Below are 16,849 nucleotides of genomic sequence, written 5' to 3' on the forward strand. Positions count from 1 at the left end.
CACGATACCACGACAGGCCCCATGCCCGTCACGGGCGCCCGCGGCGCTGCGCGCAAGTAGCGGTAAACTCTACGCTTGCGAGCCGCGCGACCGCCGCGGCGGGCCAGCCGGCGGCGCCTTGATCCCCGGACGGCGCGGCGGTCCCGGCATCGCGCATCGCGCGCGCGATGCTCGGCCGCCGCCGTCAAGGTCACAGCCCGAATGCGCCGATCGTGAGCTTCTGGCCGTCGTTGCGCGGCGTGGCCTGCTGGTGCGGCGAGTACTGGTGATCGACCGCCGGGAGGCCGTCGAGCGCCGCGCCGGCGCCGACGAGCGGGCCGCCGCTCGCCGGCGCGAAGTCGCGGGCTTCCGCCGAGGCGAACGCCGGATCGAGCCCGATGATCGAGCTCTCCAGGCCGTTCACCTTCCCGAGCAGCCGCGCGCCCGGGACCGGGTCGAACGCCGTCCACCCCTGCATGACCCAGTTCCCGGCGAGGACGAGGGTCCCGGCGGCCACGTTGTCGCGGTCCCCGAGGAAGGTGATCGCGCGGATGTCCGTCGGCTCCTGGCTGCTCGCGAACACGTTGTTCCGGGCGTCGATCCGCTCGTCCATGGTGGACGCCTCGAACACCGCAGAGCGCTCGTAGTCCCGGTACGTCGCGTTGTCGACGAAGACGGTGTTGGAGAAGAAGTGGAGCGTGCCCTTCCGGTAATACTCGGTCTGCCCGCTGTCCCCGCCGTAGTGGACCATCGAGGGCCCGTAGCCGGTGCGCAGGAGCACGTTGCCGTAGACGAACGTCTCGTGGAACGACGGCATGTCGACCGAGTCGGTCGCCTCCTGCGCGTCCACGAGGTCGATCAGGTGGGCGCCGTCCTCGATCCAGTTGTACCGGATCACGACGCCGGCCGAGCGCTCCTTGATGTTGTTGCCCTGTCCGCCGCGCGTGGGGCCGAAGCGGTTGAACTGGTAAACGACGTTCGACGCCTCGTTGTAGACGTTGTGCTCGGTGAAATCGGTCTCGCTGCCGTTGTCGTGGATGTGGTTCGACTCGATGAGCACGTCCTTCGTGCGGATCTCCGCGCCGCCCGTGCCGATGAAGAGGCCGTTGGCGTTGTCGTGGACCTCGCAGGCGCGGATCGTCACGTGCTCGCCGCGCTCGACGAAGATGCCGGCGGCGTTGCGCGCGTAGGGCGTCACCGCGCCCGCCTTGTCGGTGAAGCGGAAGGGGGGAGACGCGTTCCTGATCTCGAGCCCTTCGATCGTGATGTGGCTGGGCTGGAGATCGTAGGGGTCGTCGTGCTTGTGCCCGATGACAACGAGCCCCCTCACCTGGTGGCCGTCGAACGGGAAATCGAGCTCGGGTCGGGTGGTGGCGTCCTCGCCGTCGATCACCGGCAGCTCGCCGCCGGGCCCCGGGACGCCGCAGACCCGGATCGGCTGCTCCGCGGTCCCCTGCCCTCCGATCATGATCTTCTCGTGGTACCCCTCGGCGCGCCAGAAGATGCGCACCGTGTCGCCGGCCACGAGCGACTCGAGCGGCACATCACCGATCGAAGCGAACTCCTTGCCGGGGCCGACCTGGTAATCCTTGCCGCTCCCGACGTGGGTGCAAGCGGCCTGTACCGGAGGGGTGTTGACGGGGCCAGGGACGGGCGCGGCGCCACCAGGGACGGGCGCGGCGCCGTCAGCGGCGGGCGTCGTGCCATCGGGGACCTGCTCGGCGCCCTCAGGCATCGTCTCACCGATCTCGCCGTTGCAGCCCACGACGAGGAGCAACCCCGTCAACCAAGCTCGAGCTCTCATAGAGGCGTCCTCCTCGGAATCGCAAGCTCCACTGAATTTTTACACTGCCAAAGCTTCACTGGAATTTTACATGCAGAACGTGAGCCCCTTGCGGTGAGGCAAGATGACACGCTCACGTCGATTGTCATGCGAGCGGACGCCGCCGTGATGGTGGATTGTCTATTTCAGGTGGGAGGATGTGGCGCACCGGCCTCGGCCGAGGCGCTGTCGGATCACGGCGTGGAGCGCGTGGAGGAGGTCAATCTGCGGCGCATCTCCGCGCCCTGGGGTGGCCCGCCTGCGTCCGCCGTGCGCGCTGGCGAGCTCCGCTGCTGCCCGGCTGCTCCCAGCGCAGCAGCGTCGCGCCGCGGCGCTCGGCGCAGCGCCTTCGCGCGCTGTCCACCGCTGGTACGTCCCATGCAATGACATGGGCGCGCGGACGACGCGGCCAACGCAGAGGACGCGAGCGACGCACGCCACGCGCGCCACGCGCGCCACGTCGAGCGCCGGGCCGCCACCGACGACCGGAGACGCGAAGCCCATGGGCCATCCGACCATCTACCCCACCGGGGTCACCCTCTATGACCCTGATCGAAGCTGGAACGGTTACACGATCTTCCAGGCCGCGGGCCTCGGCGCGCTGCTCATCGACATGAACGGTCGCGAGGTGCAGCTCTGGAGAGGGCTGCACGGGTTTCCGACCAAGCTCCTGCCCGGCGGTCAGGTGTTCGGCAGCACCGGTGAGCGCAATCCGCAGCACGGGACGCAGGATCAGATCGACCTCGTGCAGGTCGACTGGGAAGGCAACGTGGTGTGGCGCTTCGATCGCCTCGAGCACATCCACGATCCCGGCGAGGCGCCGCGCTGGTTCGCGCGCCAGCACCACGATTTCCAGCGGCAGGGCAACCCGGTCGGGTATTACGCGCCCGGCCAGGAGCCGCTCGTCGACCGGGGGAGCACCTTCCTGCTCGTGCACGAGAACGTGCGGAACATCGCGATCTCCGAGCACCCGCTGCTCGACGACAAGATCATCGAGGTGGACTGGAAGGGGAACATCGTGTGGCAGTGGCGCGCCCACGAGCACGTCGAGGAGCTCGGCTTCGACGACGCCGCGCGCGCGGCGCTGCGCCGCGATCCGAACCTGCGCGCGCCGGGCGCGGGGGCCCTCGGCGCGACCCCCGGGGCCTCGGGGGTGGGCGACTGGCTGCACATCAACTCGCTGTCGCTGCTCGGGCCGAACCGGTGGTATGACGCCGGCGACCAGCGCTTTCACCCCGACAACCTGATCTGGGACGCGCGCGAGGCGAACATCATCGCCATCGTCGAGAAGAAGACAGGGCGGATCGTGTGGAAGCTCGGCCCGCGGTACGACGGCAACGACGCCGAGCGCCGGCTCGGCTGGATCATCGGCCAGCACCACGCGCACATCATCCCGCGCGGGCTGCCCGGCGAGGGCAATCTCCTCGTCTTCGACAACGGGGGTTGGGCCGGCTACGGCGCCCCCAACCCCGGCGCGCCGAGGGGGCTCAAGACGGCCCTGCGCGACCACTCGCGGGTGCTGGAGATCGACCCCATCACGCTGGAGATCCGCTGGCAGTACACGCCCAGGGAGGCGGGCTTCGTGATGCCCCTCGACGCGTCGCGCTTCTACAGCCCCTTCATCAGCAGCGCGCAGCGGCTGCCCAACGGCAACACGCTCATCACCGAGGGGTCCGATGGCCGCATCTTCGAGGTCACCCCGGGGCACGAGATCGTCTGGGAGTACATCAGCCCTTACTGGCGCAAACCGCCGCTCAGCCTGAACCTGGTTTACCGGGCCTACCGCGCGCCGTACGCCTGGGTTCCCCAGCTCCCGGCGCCGCGCGAGGCGCCGGTGCCGCGGCTCGATATCACCACCTTCCGCGTCCCGGGCGCGGCGCCCCTCGGCCGCGACCGGGTGGTCGAGCTCCGGGACGCCCAGGGCTACGCCGCCGAGGCCGACTTCTGCGTCGCGCCTGCCGAGGGGAGCGGGACGACACGCGCGTGAGCGAGGGCCCGGTGACGTCGTGGCCGTCGATCGGCACGGGCGCCGTCACGCGCTGCCGGGCGAGCGGGTCGCGGCGTCCCCGGGGGCGCTCTGGGCGATGAGGACGCCGACGAGGACGAGGCACGAGGCGGCGTACTGGCCGGGGGTGAGCTCCTCGCCGAGGAAGACGCGCCCCACGATGAGGGAGAAGACCGGAATGAGGTTGATGAGGGGCGCCGCGCGGACCGCCGACACCTTGCTCAGCGCGTAGTTGTAGAGGGCATAGGCGCCGAGCGACACGAACACGCCGAGATAGAGCACGGCCAGGAGCGGCCTGTTGGCGAGGGAGAGCTCGACGACGCCCGCGCCTCTCGTGATCAGCATGAGGGGCAGGAAGAAGAGGGCGCCGACGAGCGCCTGCACCGCGGTCAGGAAGAGCGGCGGATAACGCGGGGCGAGCTGCCTGCTCGAGATCGTGTATCCGGTGGCGAAGACCACGGCGACGAGCTCGAGGAGGTTGCCCAGCGCGGGCTCCGGCGCGAGCCCGGTGGCCTGCCCCGCGGCCGAGAGCCAGACCGCTCCGGCGATGGAGACCGAGAACCCTGGCACCATGCGCGGGGGCAGCGTCTCCTTCAGGGTGAGCCGCGCGACCAGGGCGATCAGGAGCGGCATCAGGGCCACGATCATGCCGGCCTGCGAGGCGCTCGTCTTCGTGAGCGCCCAGGCCTCGAAGACGAAGTAGAGGCACGGCTCGAACAGCGCGAGCAGCAGCAGCCTCCACCAGTCGCCGGGGAGGTAGTGCTGGCGGACGCCGTTGAGCTTCGGGAGCAGCACGGCGAAGCAGGCGCTCGCCACGGCCATGCGGCCGAAGTTCATCTCCATCGGCGAGAAGGCGAGCAACGCGTACTTCTGGGCCGCGAACGAGGAGCCCCAGAGGACCATCGCCACGATCAGGGCGGCGCGGGGGAGCCAGGCGGAGCGCATGGAGGTCGGGGTTTCTCGTTCTCCCGGGGGCGCCATGGGACGGGAGGTACGAGGAGGAGCCTCCGGGGGAGCGAAGCTAGCTTGGCGGGGGGCGAAGAGCACGTCCCGCCCGAGAGCCAGACGTCTGGCCACGGACAGCCAGACGTCTGGCTCCCGCGCTTCCCCCGCGCCGACGGCCCTGCCGGCGCACCTCGGGAGCAGCTCGGCGCGCCGCCGGGTCAGTGCTCTTCGAGGCCTGCGGGGTAACGGTCGCCCACGAGGTTCAGCCTGACGTCGTGCTCGAGGAGCGCCTTGAGTCCCGCGAGCACCAGCGAGAACCCTTGCGTCGAGTCGGTGGCTTGCCGTACGAGCGAGTCCCCGTCGCCGGTGAATCCGGTGTTCGTGATGCTGACGAACGTCGAGCCGTCCTCCCGGGGCGTGAAGAGCCACTCGACCGTGGTGAGGCCGTTGTCTCCCGGCCACTCGATGACGATGCGCTTGCACGGCTCGACGACCTTCACGTCCACAGGGGCCGAGGCGCCGTACATCTCCCAGTCCCACTGGACCTGCTTGCCTGCCTCGAGCCGCCCGCTGCCCCTGGTGAACCAGAACTTCGTCGTGATCTCGGGGTCGATGAAGGCCTCGAACACCTCCGCGACAGGCCTGCGGATGAGCATCCCGGTCTTCACGATCGGCACCTGCGTGAGCTGGAGATTGTCCATGTCGGTTCCTTTCAGCAGCAAACACCTGGAGCAGGCCGCACTCCAATGAGTGCGTCGGTGCGAGCGAACCGCCAGGCCATAACACAGAGAGCACGCAGGCGTGCCGCTTCCACGCGGCGCCGCCCGATCAATCCACCCGGAGGGCGAGCTTGCCAAGGTAGTGGCCGCCGAGCGCGAGGTGGGCTTCGGCGGCCCGGGCGAGGGGGAACGTCCGGGCGATGTGGACCTCGAACGGGCCGCGCTCGATCAGGCGGTTCAGGCGCCCGATGATCTCCGCGTCAGGCTCGCCGTTGTAGCTGCTGCGCACGAGGGCCGGGCGGCCCTGGGGCTCGGGCTGGACGCCGCCGGGGTAGGCCACGCGCCCGCCGTCGCGCAGCGCGCGCAGCGCCGTCTCGGCCGCCTCGCCGCCCGCGGTGAGCAGGGCGGCGTCGAGCCCGCCGGGCGCGAACGCCCGGGCGGCCGCCAGCACGTCGTCCTTGCGCCCGTCGACGACGGCGTCGGCGCCCAGCCGCTCGGCCAGCGCCACGCCGTCGTCGCCCGAGGCCACGGCGAACACCCTGGCGCCCATCCGCCTGGCGAGCTGCACCGCCATGTGCCCGACACCGCCGCTCGCGCCGAAGATCATCACCGACTCGCCCTGCTTCACACCCAGCGTGTCGTCCAGGCCGCGCAGGGCGGTGATGCCAACCCCGCCCATCACCCCCGCTTGATCGACGGTCAACGCGCCGGGGATCGCCGAGACCAGATCGGCGTTCACCGCGGCGTACTCGGCGTAGAATCCGCCTCTGGGGTTGAGAAAGCCGAGGGCGTACACCGGGTCGCCCTCGCGGAAGCGACGGACTTGCTCCCCCACCGCCACGACCTTCCCCGCGCCCTCCGAGCCGAGCACATAGGGGAACTGCGGCGTGAGCCCGAGCATCCGGGCATATCCCCCCTCGCGCTCGAACGGGTCCCACTCGCCCACGCCCGCGACCTCCACGCGGACGAGGACCTCGTCCGGCCCGACGGTCGGCACGGGGAGGGTCCGTAGCTGAAGCGCCTCGGGACCGCCGAACCGGTCCAGCGCAATGGCTCGCATCGTGCTCCGCATCGGTTGTTCCATGGCTGACCTCCTCAGGTTGGTGGCCTGCGCGGCGCGCTTCGCCCGGCCGCTGCCGGAGAGAGCCTATCCGTTGTCCGGAGGCGCGCCACCCGCCGCGCGCGGCCGGCGCCTGTAGCGCAGCCGGCTCACCGGCAGCCCGTCGGCGATCGCGTGGTGCTCGCGGGGGCTCCGGGCGCCGTAGGGGTTCTCGCCGAGGAGCGGCGAGCCGGGCGCGTCGCCGGCGGGCTCGAAGGCGGGGTGCGCGCCGATCTGCTCGGCGTAGAGCGCGGCGCGCTCCTCGACGTCGGTCTGGACGTAGAGCTCGCCGCCGTCCACGAGCAGGCGCGCGAGGCTGTCGAGCAGCCCCGGGCCCATCACGAGGCGCTTCTCGTGGCGCTTCTTCCACCACGGATCCGGGAAGTGCAGGAAGAACCGCGCGATCGACGCGTCGGGCCGGAGCCGCGCGAGCGCCTCGCGCGCGTCGGCGTTGAGCGCCCGCACGCGGCCGCCGAGCCCGCTCTTCCGCAGGCGCTCGTCGACGATGGCGGACCACTTCAGGCGGATCTCGAGCCCGAGCAGCCGCGCCTCCGGGCTCGCCGCGGCGCGCTCGAACAGGAAGCCGCCCCGGCCGGGGCCGATCTCGATCTCGACGGGGCCGGCGCCGGGGATCAGGTCGTCGATGGACACGTCGTCGCCGTCGGGGAAGCGAGGCGCGTCGGCGTAGGGGTGGTTCGGGCGCGGCTGGAAGACCATGGAGCCCCGGCGCTCTACCAAATGCCGGCCGCTCACGCGCGGGAAATCGCGGCCCCGGGGCGGGGTGGTGGTATTCGTCCGGCCCCATGGCGGAAGGTGATCACGGCGCAGCGCGTCCAGCGTCGCAGTCCGGCGCCGCGGGCGCCGCTGCTCCAGCATCGCGGCCCGGCGCCGCAGGTCCGGCGGCGGCGCCCTCCACGCCGCTCGCCCCGGCCGCGCCCGCGCCCTCCGCCGCCCCCTCGCGGCTGCGCGCACTCGCCGCGCGCGCCTCGCCCTACGCGCCCGCGCTCATCGCGAGCGGCGCCCTGGGCGCGCTCTGCATCCGGGCCGTCGTCGCGCAGGCCGGGGGCCCGGCCGTGCCGCTCGACGATGCGTTCATCCACATGCAGTACGCCCGCCGGCTCGCGGAGGGCGGCTTCTTCAGCTTCGTCGCCGGCGATGGATACTCGACCGGCGCCACCAGCCTGCTCTGGCCCGTCCTGCTCGCCCCGTTCCACGCGCTCGGCCTGCGCGACCTGTCGCTCGTCCACGCCACCTGGGCGCTCGGGGTCGTGTTCCACGCGGCGCTCGCCGTCGAGACCGCGCGCCTCGCGCGCCCCCTCGCCGGCCCCGCGGCGGCCGCCGGCGCGGGCGCGATGTGCGCCGGGTTCGCGGCGTTCGCCTGGTTCGCCTGGAGCGGGATGGAGACGGTCGCGTTCGCCTGGATCCTCACCCGCACGGCCCGCCTCGCGGCCGCCCTCTGCGAGCCCGCGCCGCCGGAGCCCGCCGGCGACAGCGCCGATCCCGCGCAGGACGGCGGCGCCCCCGCCTCAAACCAGCCAGCCCCCGCGCAGCCACGCCCCGCCCCGGCGCAGCCCGCCTCCGTCGCCCGCGCCCTCGCGCTCGCCGGCTTCGCGGCGCCGCTGTTCCGCCCCGAGGGCGCGCTCGCCTCCCTGCTCGCGGCGGTCGCGCTCGCCACCTCGGCGCCGCGCCCGTCGCCTCCATCGCCCGCGTCCTCCCCCGCCCCCTCGAGCCTGCCGCTCCGCGCCCGCGCAGCCGCCTCCCGCCTCCTCGCCGGGCGCCTGCTCGCCCTCGTGCCGCTCCTCGGACCGCTCGTCGTCCCCGCGCTGAACCAGCTCCTCGCCGGCCACCCGACCTCGTCGACGACCGCCGTCAAGTGGCTGATCGGCAACCCCAGCTACGACGGCGCGACGCTCCGGGCGGCCATCCTCAACAACCTCCGGCTGCTCGTCACCGACGTCATCGACGGCGGCCAGTGGACGGCCGTCTTCCTCCCCGAGGGCTCCGCCGCCGTCCTCGCCCTCGGCGCCGTCGCGCTCGTCGTGGCGGCGTACCGCAGGGGCCGCCCCGTGCACGCCGCCGTCGTGGTCGCCCTCGCGCTCGGCGCGCTGCTGCCCTGCACTTACCTGAGCTTCCTCTGGAACCGCGTACGCTACGTCTGGCCGTTCGCCCCGGCGGGGATCGTCATGGCCGCGTGCCTCGCGCGCGAGCTCGGCGACGCCGCCCGGCGGCTCCGGCGCCCCATCCACCACGTGACGCCGCTCGTCGCCGGCGCCTTCGCGGGCGCCCTCGCCGCGCGGATCCCGTGGGCCGTGGCGGACCTCGCGAACTCCGCGCGCGCCATCGATCGACAGCAGGTATGGCTCGGCCGCTGGGCCGCGCAGCACCTGCCCGAGGACGCCAGGATCGGCGTCAACGACACCGGCGCGCTCGCGTACTTCAGCGGCCGCAGGACCTTCGACGTCGTCGGCCTGACGACCGAGGGCGAGGCGCGCTACTGGGTCGCGGGCGCGGGCTCCAGGTTCGAGCACTACGAGAAGCTGCCCCCCGATCGCCGGCCGACGCACTTCATCGTCTACCCGCACTGGATGGCGTGCCCGCCGGTGCTCGGCCGCGAGCTCATCGCGGCCACCGTCGAGGACCAGGCGATCCTCGGCGGCACGACCATGGTGGCCTACGAGGCGCGCTGGGACCTCCTCGGCTCCGGGGCGCTGCCCGTGCGGGCCGTGCCCGGCGAGCGGATCCTCGACGAGCTCGACGTCTCGGACCTCGAGTCCGAGGCCGCCCACGCCTACGCGCTCGAGCCGCTCGCGGACCTGCGCAACGCGGCCATCTCCCTCGAGGCGCCCGAGAGCAGCGCGCCCGGAGAGCCCGACCCCACGCGCCCGGAGATCGCCGACGGCGGCCGGTACCACCGGACCGCCGACCGCTTCACGGTCCACCTCGTCGCGCCCCCGTCCGAGGCGCGCCTCGTGCTCCGCGTGGCCTCGGACGAGCGCGCCGAGCTCGCGGTCTCCGTGGCCGGCGAGGAGGTCGGGACCGTCGATGTGCCCGGCGGCCCCTGGGTCGAGCGGGCGCTGCCCCTCCCTGCCGCGCGCCTGGCGGGCCCCACCCCGATCGCGATCACCCTGCGGCGCGGCTCCGGATTCCACGCCTTCCATTACTGGATCACCGGGCGGTGACGCCGGACGCCGCGCGGCGCCCCCGGAAGCCCGGATCCCCCGCGAGATCGCGCCCACCCGCCCGGCAACACCGCCCCTCCTCGGCGCGCGGGATCCTCATCGACGACAGCGCCACGACGCTCGTCGTGCACGACGGCAGAAGCACAACGCAGATCGCTCTCTCCGACAACGAGGGAGAGAAGCCACCGCCCCGGAGCAGCACGGCCCACATCCACCTCACGACCGGTCGCCCGCCCGAGGATCCCCTCATGTTGCAGCCCTTTTCAGCGGAGAAATTGAACAGGGAGGCGGGGAGACGGGGAGTAATTGAAGATTTATCTCCCCGCCTCCCCGCCTCCCTGTGAACTTTCCGAAGAATGTAAGGGCATGCCTCAGGGCGCCCGCAGGTCGGCACCTCGGTGGAGGTGAGCGATTGAGCCCGTCCGGAGCGCCCGCGACAGAAGGGCTGGCGCCGGCACGCGCAGGACCTGTGGAGAGGTAGGCGCCCGCGGGACGGACAGCGCTGCCGCCTCGCCACGGAGGCAATCAAGTCCAATGGTTCTCGACAAATACACGCGAAGCACCTCCACGCGGAGCGGCTCCGCGCCCGTGGCGCAACGGACAGCACACCCGGCGCCCGCGCCCCCGCGGCGGCAGGCTGGCCGTCTGTCGCAATGCATCAATCGCGCGGCCGGAGCACCCCACAATGGCGGAGCCATGTCGCAGGTGAGGTAAGTATTCTCCTGATTCGGTGTCACCCGTTACGAAAGCACCTACCCGGACTCAACCATTGTGATAAATCCAGGAAACCTTGTCTGAAGCGCTCGTTCAGCTTCAAGCACCGCTCGACCTGCACGGCGACGCCGCGGACAAGGGCCCGCGAGAGACGGCCGCTCTCGACCTCCTGCTCTTCGATCTGGGGCGGGTGACCTTCGCGCTGCGGGCGCAGCAGGTGGAAGAGGTCATCGCGTGGCGCGCTCCCGCGCCGCTGCCCCGCGTGGGTCCGCGGGTGCTCGGCATCCTCCAGGACCGGGGGAGGATCATCGTGATCGTCTCGGCGCTCGCGGGACCGGCCGCGCCGCTCCGGATCGTCGTCTGCCGGACGCCGCGCGGCTACCTGGGATTGCCCGCGGGCAAGACGCGGTGTGTGCCCGCGGTCCAGGTGTTCGGGGAGCTCTCGCCGGGCGCCGTCGTCGACACGAGCGAGGGGACAGTCACCTTCCTCGACGTGACCCACCTGCTCGACGCTGCCGAGGGCGCCCCGCAGCCGGTCGTCGCGCCGCGCGAGGCGCGGGCCGCCGGGTCGGGGCGATGAGCGATCAGCCGAGCTCCCGGTCGGCCGTGTCGAGGGCCAGGCCGCTGAACGAGCTGCCCGTCGACGAGGCGGGCGCGCCGCTGAGCGCGTCGCCCGCGTCGCGGACGCCGCTGAGCGCCTCGCCGAGCGCGCCTGTGCTCGTCATCGACGACAGCGAGATCGCACGAGAAGAGGCGTCCCGCGTGCTGCGCGCGGCCGGCTTTCATGTCGTGGCGCTCCCGTCGCCCATCGGCGCGACGCAGGCGATCGTGCGGCATCACGCGCGCGTCGTCGTCGTCGATATCTTCATGCCCACCATCCGCGGGGACCGGCTGCTCACCCTGTTCCGGAAGAACCAGCGGCTCGGGCACCTCAGCGTCATCCTGATGTCAGGGCACTCCGAGCGGGAGCTCGAGCAACTGCAGCTCGAGGTCCAGGCGGACGCGGTCCTGTCGAAGCGGCACCTCGATCGCCTGCCGGCCCTCGTCAAGCGGCTCGCCGCCAGGGAGCGGTGACGGTTGAAGGCCTGGCAGGGAAACACGGTGTCTCCGGCGGCTGCGATTCGAGCGCTCGCGGCCCTGGCGCTCCTCATCACCGCGAGCGCGGAGACCCACGCTGCCCCCCCGGTCCCCTACGAGCTGAGGGGGGCCATCCTCCTGCGGTCGCTCGGCTACGAGAGCGGGTTCACGAGCCGGACGGGCACCGCCGTGCTCGCCGTCGTCGGGGGGGAGTCGGGCGAGAGCGCGGAGGACGCGAGCGCGATGGCGACCGTGCTGTCGAAGCTGGCGGCGAAGACCACCGTGGCCAGGCGGCCGGCGACCGTGCAGCGCGTGACGTACACCTCGAAGGCCCAGCTCGCGGAGGCGCTGCGCGCCGGCGGCGCCGAGGTGGTCTATGTGGCGCGCGGGCTGGCCGCGGCGATCCCGGACATCCCGCCGCGCGAGGGCGCCGTGGTCCGCATCGTCGTGTGCGGCGACGGCGACGACACGAAGCGCGGCTGCGCCGTCGCCGTGGGGCTGGCCGGCGCCAAGCCCGAGCTCCTGCTGAACGTGAAGCACGCCAACGCCGTCGGCCTCCGCTTCGACCCGCAGCTCCTCCGGCTCGCCCGCATCGTCGACTGAGGCCCTCGGCGCATCGACGCCGCGGGATTCATCGACTCATGTTCAATTCATTTTCAACTCATGCCCACTTCATGTTCAATTTTCGATCCATCCGCTGGAAGATCGCTGCCCTCGTCGCGTCGGTGGCCATCGCGCTGTCGGCGCTGGATCTGTGGCTGATCCCCGACCGCACCGCGCGGGCGAGCGAGGCCGAGCTGCGCGAGCGCGCCGGCATCCTGGCCACGATGCTCAAGGAGCCCATCGGCGTGGCCATGGACCTCGAGCAGCCGCCGGAGACCTTCCCGGACACCCTGCGCACCGCGATGACCGATCCGCTGGTGAGCTGGGTCGCCGTGTACGACGCGAAGGGCGATCGCGTCGCCGGGGTGGGCGCGGTGCAGGCGCCCGGGATCGCGCAGGGCGCCCCCCGCGGCGGCGACGACAGCGTCGTCGTCAGCGAGGCCCCGATCCGCTCGCGGAGCGGCGATCGCCCGCTCGGTACGCTGGCCGTCGGGCTGCGCAGCGACCGGATCGCGCAGCGGCGCGCCGACTCGCGCAGGACCATGGCCCTGCAGTCGGCCGGGGTCGTGCTGCTCGGCCTGGGCCTCGCGTGGGTCGTCTCGGCGCGCATGACCCGCTCGATGGCGCACATCAAGGAGGCGGCCGATCGCATCGCCCGCGGCGACGTGTCGGCGCGGCTGTCCCTCCGGATCTCCGACGACGAGCTCGGGGAGATGGCGAGCGCGTTCGAGCGGATGAACACCCAGCTCCGCGAGCTCCAGGAGACGGCGACGCGCGTCGCGGGCGGCGATTTCGCCTGCACGATCACCGGCGACGGGGAGCTGTTCGCCGCGTTCCGGGCCATGGTGACGCGCCTCGAGGCGCTCGCCACGCGCGTCGGCGACACGTCGGCCGAGGTCGCGTCGGCCGCCGCCGGGATGTTCTCGTCGGTGCGCGAGCAGGAGACGACCGCCGGCCAGCAGAACGCGGCGCTCGAGGAGATCCGGCGGACCGTGGAGGCCCTGACCGCGAGCGCGGACCACATCGCGAAGGACGCGGCCACCGTGCGCGAGACGGCGCAGCGGAGCCTCGTCAGCGTCCAGCACACGGCGGAGCAGACGCGCCTCGTCAGCGCCCACTCGGGCCGGATCGGCGAGATCCTGTCGCTGATCCAGAGCATCGCCGACAAGTCCGACCTGCTCGCGCTCAACGCGGCGCTCGAGGGCACGAAGGCCGGCGAGGTGGGGCGCGGGTTCTCGCTGGTGGCCGCGGAGATGCGCCGGATGTCCGAGCACGTCATGGACTCGGTGCGCGACATCAGGAAGCTCGTGGCGGACATGCGCGCGGCCTCCCACGCGTCGGTGCTCGCGACCGAGGACGGGATCAAGCTGGCCCGCGACACCGCGGCCGCCGCCGCGAAGATCTCGGACGCGGTCGACCACCAGCGCGAGGGGACGGCGCGGGTGAAGACGGCGATCGTCGACATCGTCGGCGCGGTGAACGACACGCTGACGAGCAGCGCGGAGGCGACGCGCTCGGCCGAGTCGCTGCTCCAGCTCTCGCGCGCGCTCAAGGCGGCCGCGAGGGCCTTCCGGGTGAAGCCCGCCGGGGCGAAGGGCGACGGGCCGGCGGCCGCGGAGACGGATGAGGAGCCGGGCTGACCTCGTCGCCGCGTTCCACCGGGCCATGCCGGACCGCGTCGCCGAGGCGACCGACCTCTGGCTCGGCTACGAGCACGGCCAGGGCGGCAACCTGCCGGTGCTGCGCCGCCTCCTGCACACGCTCAAGGGCGAGGCGCACATGCTCGAGCTGCTCCCGTGGGGCGACCTGGCCGAGCTGGCGGAGAGCGTCATCGACGCGCTGCGGGGCGGCGGGCGCCCGACGCAGCTCACGGGCGACAGCCTCCTCGGCGCGCTGGAGGCGCTCGGGATCCTGTCCGCGAGCGCAGGCGAGGACGCCGCGCCCGACCTCGAGGGCGTGCGGGAGACGCTCCGCGCCGCGCGCGCGGCGCTCGTGGGCGGGGGCCCGTCCGCCGAGGAGCCCGGGTCGCCGCCGGGCCGCGCGGCAGGGAGCGCCGCGCCGCCCCCGGTCCTCGACGCGGCGGCCGCGTCGCCCCCGGTCCTCGACGCGGGGGCCGTCGGGGCGCTCTCGCGGGAGCTGCAGCGGCTGCACGGCGAGCGGGAGGTCCTCCAGCGCAGGCTCCGCGAGGCCCAGCGCATGCTGCGCGCGCTGCTGCTCGAGATCGACCCCCGAGGGGCGGATGTGGACCGCGTCGCGGAGCGCATCACGAAGACGCTCGGCTACGGCGCCGAGATCGAGCGGGCGCTCGGGGCCGTCCGGGCGGACTGGTCGAGCAACGATTTCGCGGTCGGGCGCGCGCTCGGCGAGCTCGACGAGGTGGTCCGCGCGGCGTCGGTCGTGCGCACCGAGCGCCTGCTGAACCAGGTGTCGCTCGCGGCCCGGAGCGCGGCGCGCATGCTGGGCAAGGACGTCGAGGCGCGGGTCGAGGGGACGGGGCTCCTCGACGCGCGGGTGGAGCGCCGCCTCGAGCCGGCCCTGCTCCACCTCGTGCGCAACGCCGTCGACCACGGGATCGAGCCGGCCGACGTCCGCGCGCGCCGCGGCAAGCCCGCGCGCGGCACGGTGGCGGTGACCGTGGCCCAGACCGACGCGTCGGTGCGGGTCGAGGTGAAGGACGACGGCGGCGGCGTCGACTTCGCGCGGCTGCGCGAGGTGCTCGCGCCGTCGGTCCCGGACGTCGCGTCGCTCGACGACGCCGAGCTGATCCCGTACCTGTTCGCGCACGGGCTCACGACGAGCCGCAGCGTCGGGGCGATCTCGGGTCGGGGCGTCGGGCTCGACGTCGTGGCGCGGGAGATCGGCGCGCTCGGCGGGCAGGTCCGGGTCGACTCGAGGCCAGGGCTCGGGACGACGATGCTCCTCGTCCTGCCGACGAGCCTGCACGGCGAGGAGGTGGTCCCGGTCTCGAGCGGGCGCTTCCGGTGCGCGGTGCCGACGCACGCCGTGCACTCGGTCGTGCTCCTCGAGGACGCGCTGCACACCCCGGAGGGGGCGCGCGTGCGCGTGACCGGCGAGCCCGGCGCGGAGCTCGTGCCGCTGTTCTCGCTCGCGGCCGTGCTCGGCGACGGGGGCCAGCCCGCGCCGGGGGACGCGGCGCTCGTGCTGCACCACGCCGCGGGCCTGTTCGCGGTGAGCGTGGACGGCTACGAGAACCCGCGGCTGGTCTCGCTCGTGCGCTCGGAGGAGCTGCCGGTCACCTCGCCGCTCGTGCGCGCCGTCGCGCCGACGGCGGACGGCGAGGCGCTGCTGCTGCTCGACGTGGAGCGGGTGTTCGCGTGGGCCCGGCAGCCGCCCCGGGAGGCGCCCCTCGCCGCGGCCGCCGAGCCGACGCGGGAGCCGCTCGCGCTTGTCGTGGAGGACGCGCCCGTCGCGCGGGAGCTGCTCTGCGGCATCCTGCGGTCGATCGGGCTGCGCGTGGAGGAGGCGAGCGACGGCCGGGAGGGGCTCGCGCGCGCGCGGGCGACGCCGCCCGACGTGGTGCTGACCGACCTGGAGATGCCCTACATGAGCGGCCTGGAGATGGTGGCGGAGCTCAGGCGCTCGCCAGGGCTCGCCCGGGTGCCGGTCGTGGTGCTGACGACGGCGGCGCAGGAGCAGAGCGAGGCCGCGCTGCGCGGGCTCGGCGTGCGGGCGGTGCTGTCGAAGCAGCGGTTCGTCGAGGAGGAGCTGCGCCGGATCGTCGCGTCACTTGTCCGCGGGTGAGGCGGCCGGCAGCGCGATGGAGATCTCGACGCGCCCCGGGGGCAGCTTGGTCTCGCCGAGCGCGGCGGCCGCGGGGTCGTGCTCGGCGTGCCCGACCGCCGACAGCCGGGCTCCTGCCACCGCGCACTTGTCCTGGAGGGCTTGCGCGACGGTCGCCGCCCGGACCGCGGAGAGCTCCCACGGCGTCGGATAGGCGGCCTGCAAGGCGGGCGGCACCGAGTCCGGAGGGCCGCTGACGGCGCCGACGCGCAGCGGCGCCTGACCGACGCTCGCGGACAGCGCGGCCGATACCTGGCACAGGAGGCCTTGCCCCTGCGGGCTCACGTCGACCGTGCTGGGGAGGAACACCGCGCTCTCGGAGAGCACGACGAACGCATGGCCGTCGGCGACGGCGACCGCGGCGACCCCTTTCTTGACCTGCTTGTCGAGCTTCCCCGCGACCTCGGCCTTGAGCTGCTCGGCCCGCTCGAGCCCCGATCGCTTCGCGGCCGCCGCCTGCTGCCGCTCCGCCTCGACCTTGTCGAACTCGGCGGCCTTGGCCTGGAGCTCCCCGCGCACCTGGCCCAGTGTCTGCTCGAGCTCTCTGGCCTTCTGGACCGACTTTTGCTGCTCCTGAATCAAGAGCATGTGTGCGCGGCGGAGCGGAACGTAATATGCCGCCACGAACGTCGCGCTCGCGACGAGGAGGAGCGCCGTGATCGCCCGGACCCAGCGCGAGAAGCTGGAGGATCCAGCGCTGTTGCCGGCCGCGATCCCCTCATGTCCCGTGCTCATGAATTCCTCCATGGTCCGCTCCGCCGCGGGCGAGAATACCTACATGGCGACGATCTCGCCAGCGCCACGGAGCGCGCGTCAGGCGCTGCAAAAATCCGCACTACCTCGAAAGAACGCCGCGTCTCAGGTCGGTGTGTACAGGTGCGCTCGTGTCGTGGCATCCTCGGCTTC

14 protein-coding genes are annotated in these 16,849 nt (G+C 73.0%); 7 read left to right on the forward strand and 7 right to left on the reverse strand.

The window, feature by feature from the left end; translation table 11 throughout:
* Window positions 1–190 precede the first annotated feature (190 nt).
* Entirely contained in the window at window positions 191–1,783 is a 1,593-nt protein-coding gene (locus tag WME76_RS48280; RefSeq protein ID WP_437962970.1) for a right-handed parallel beta-helix repeat-containing protein, read from the reverse strand.
* Window positions 1,784–2,303: 520 nt separating this feature from the next.
* On the opposite strand from WME76_RS48280, the gene WME76_RS48285 reads away from it, so the two are divergent.
* Entirely contained in the window at window positions 2,304–3,788 is a 1,485-nt protein-coding gene (locus tag WME76_RS48285; protein WP_437962971.1) for an aryl-sulfate sulfotransferase, read from the forward strand.
* Between the two features lie 45 nt (window positions 3,789–3,833).
* Here the strand turns inward: WME76_RS48285 and WME76_RS48290 are convergent, their stop codons facing one another.
* From WME76_RS48290 to trmB, 4 genes are all read right to left on the reverse strand, one after another.
* Window positions 3,834–4,751, reverse strand: a complete 918-nt coding sequence (locus tag WME76_RS48290) for a DMT family transporter (protein WP_437962972.1) — start codon at window positions 4,749–4,751, stop codon at window positions 3,834–3,836.
* Between the two features lie 218 nt (window positions 4,752–4,969).
* Entirely contained in the window at window positions 4,970–5,452 is a 483-nt protein-coding gene (locus WME76_RS48295; RefSeq protein ID WP_437962973.1) for an SRPBCC family protein, read from the reverse strand.
* Window positions 5,453–5,579: 127 nt separating this feature from the next.
* A complete protein-coding gene (locus WME76_RS48300; RefSeq protein WP_437962974.1) occupies window positions 5,580–6,554 on the reverse strand; it encodes a quinone oxidoreductase family protein in 975 nt (324 codons plus the stop codon).
* A gap of 63 nt (window positions 6,555–6,617) precedes the next feature.
* Complete coding sequence (gene trmB / locus WME76_RS48305; protein ID WP_437962975.1) at window positions 6,618–7,286, reverse strand: tRNA (guanine(46)-N(7))-methyltransferase TrmB; 669 nt, start codon at window positions 7,284–7,286, stop codon at window positions 6,618–6,620.
* Between the two features lie 86 nt (window positions 7,287–7,372).
* Here trmB and WME76_RS48310 point away from each other — a divergent pair, with 86 nt between their 5' ends.
* Together WME76_RS48310 and WME76_RS48315 are read left to right on the forward strand one after the other, a co-directional pair.
* Window positions 7,373–9,748 (forward strand): hypothetical protein, encoded by a 2,376-nt coding sequence (locus WME76_RS48310; protein WP_437962976.1) that lies wholly within the window; start codon window positions 7,373–7,375, stop codon window positions 9,746–9,748.
* A 790-nt stretch (window positions 9,749–10,538) separates the two neighbouring features.
* Window positions 10,539–11,042 carry a chemotaxis protein CheW gene (locus WME76_RS48315; protein WP_437962977.1) on the forward strand — a complete coding sequence of 168 codons (504 nt, stop codon included), beginning with the start codon at window positions 10,539–10,541 and terminating at the stop codon, window positions 11,040–11,042.
* A gap of 4 nt (window positions 11,043–11,046) precedes the next feature.
* On the opposite strand, the gene WME76_RS48320 is transcribed toward WME76_RS48315, so the two are convergent.
* The gene (locus tag WME76_RS48320; protein ID WP_437962978.1) at window positions 11,047–11,187 is read right to left on the reverse strand and encodes a hypothetical protein; all 141 of its coding nucleotides are present in this window, start codon (window positions 11,185–11,187) and stop codon (window positions 11,047–11,049) included.
* Here WME76_RS48320 and WME76_RS48325 point away from each other — a divergent pair.
* The 4 genes from WME76_RS48325 (at window position 11,177) to WME76_RS48340 (ending at window position 15,904) form a co-directional block, all read left to right on the forward strand.
* Complete coding sequence (locus tag WME76_RS48325; protein ID WP_061618894.1) at window positions 11,177–11,536, forward strand: response regulator; 360 nt, start codon at window positions 11,177–11,179, stop codon at window positions 11,534–11,536. The genes WME76_RS48320 and WME76_RS48325 overlap by 11 nt on opposite strands.
* A gap of 27 nt (window positions 11,537–11,563) precedes the next feature.
* Window positions 11,564–12,142 carry a YfiR family protein gene (locus WME76_RS48330; protein ID WP_437962979.1) on the forward strand — a complete coding sequence of 193 codons (579 nt, stop codon included), beginning with the start codon at window positions 11,564–11,566 and terminating at the stop codon, window positions 12,140–12,142.
* A gap of 71 nt (window positions 12,143–12,213) precedes the next feature.
* A complete protein-coding gene (locus tag WME76_RS48335; protein ID WP_437962980.1) occupies window positions 12,214–13,782 on the forward strand; it encodes a methyl-accepting chemotaxis protein in 1,569 nt (522 codons plus the stop codon).
* Window positions 13,766–15,904: a hybrid sensor histidine kinase/response regulator gene (locus WME76_RS48340; RefSeq protein ID WP_437962981.1), complete on the forward strand. Its 2,139-nt coding sequence runs from the start codon at window positions 13,766–13,768 to the stop codon at window positions 15,902–15,904. Before WME76_RS48335 ends, WME76_RS48340 begins: the two co-directional genes overlap by 17 nt.
* Here WME76_RS48340 and WME76_RS48345 read toward each other — a convergent pair.
* Window positions 15,887–16,678, reverse strand: a complete 792-nt coding sequence (locus tag WME76_RS48345) for an OmpA/MotB family protein (protein ID WP_437962982.1) — start codon at window positions 16,676–16,678, stop codon at window positions 15,887–15,889. The genes WME76_RS48340 and WME76_RS48345 overlap by 18 nt on opposite strands.
* Between the last annotated feature and the right edge of the window lie 171 nt (window positions 16,679–16,849).

The organism is Sorangium sp. So ce119, assembly GCF_051524405.1.
Classification (GTDB): Bacteria; Myxococcota_A; Polyangia; order Polyangiales; family Polyangiaceae; genus Sorangium; species Sorangium cellulosum_G.

Excerpts from the sequence above, each read along its gene's own strand:
- WME76_RS48295 (WP_437962973.1), bottom strand. The coding sequence starts at position 5,452 with ATGGACAATCTCCAGCTCACGCAGGTGCCGATCGTGAAGACCGGGATG.
- WME76_RS48285 (WP_437962971.1), top strand. The coding sequence starts at position 2,304 with ATGGGCCATCCGACCATCTACCCCACCGGGGTCACCCTCTATGACCCT.
- WME76_RS48290 (WP_437962972.1), bottom strand. The coding sequence starts at position 4,751 with ATGCGCTCCGCCTGGCTCCCCCGCGCCGCCCTGATCGTGGCGATGGTC.
- WME76_RS48300 (WP_437962974.1), bottom strand. The coding sequence starts at position 6,554 with ATGGAACAACCGATGCGGAGCACGATGCGAGCCATTGCGCTGGACCGG.
- WME76_RS48280 (WP_437962970.1), bottom strand. The coding sequence starts at position 1,783 with ATGAGAGCTCGAGCTTGGTTGACGGGGTTGCTCCTCGTCGTGGGCTGC.
- WME76_RS48310 (WP_437962976.1), top strand. The coding sequence starts at position 7,373 with ATGGCGGAAGGTGATCACGGCGCAGCGCGTCCAGCGTCGCAGTCCGGC.
- WME76_RS48320 (WP_437962978.1), bottom strand. The coding sequence starts at position 11,187 with ATGACGAGCACAGGCGCGCTCGGCGAGGCGCTCAGCGGCGTCCGCGAC.
- WME76_RS48345 (WP_437962982.1), bottom strand. The coding sequence starts at position 16,678 with ATGAGCACGGGACATGAGGGGATCGCGGCCGGCAACAGCGCTGGATCC.
- WME76_RS48335 (WP_437962980.1), top strand. The coding sequence starts at position 12,214 with ATGTTCAATTTTCGATCCATCCGCTGGAAGATCGCTGCCCTCGTCGCG.
- trmB (WP_437962975.1), bottom strand. The coding sequence starts at position 7,286 with ATGGTCTTCCAGCCGCGCCCGAACCACCCCTACGCCGACGCGCCTCGC.
- WME76_RS48340 (WP_437962981.1), top strand. The coding sequence starts at position 13,766 with ATGAGGAGCCGGGCTGACCTCGTCGCCGCGTTCCACCGGGCCATGCCG.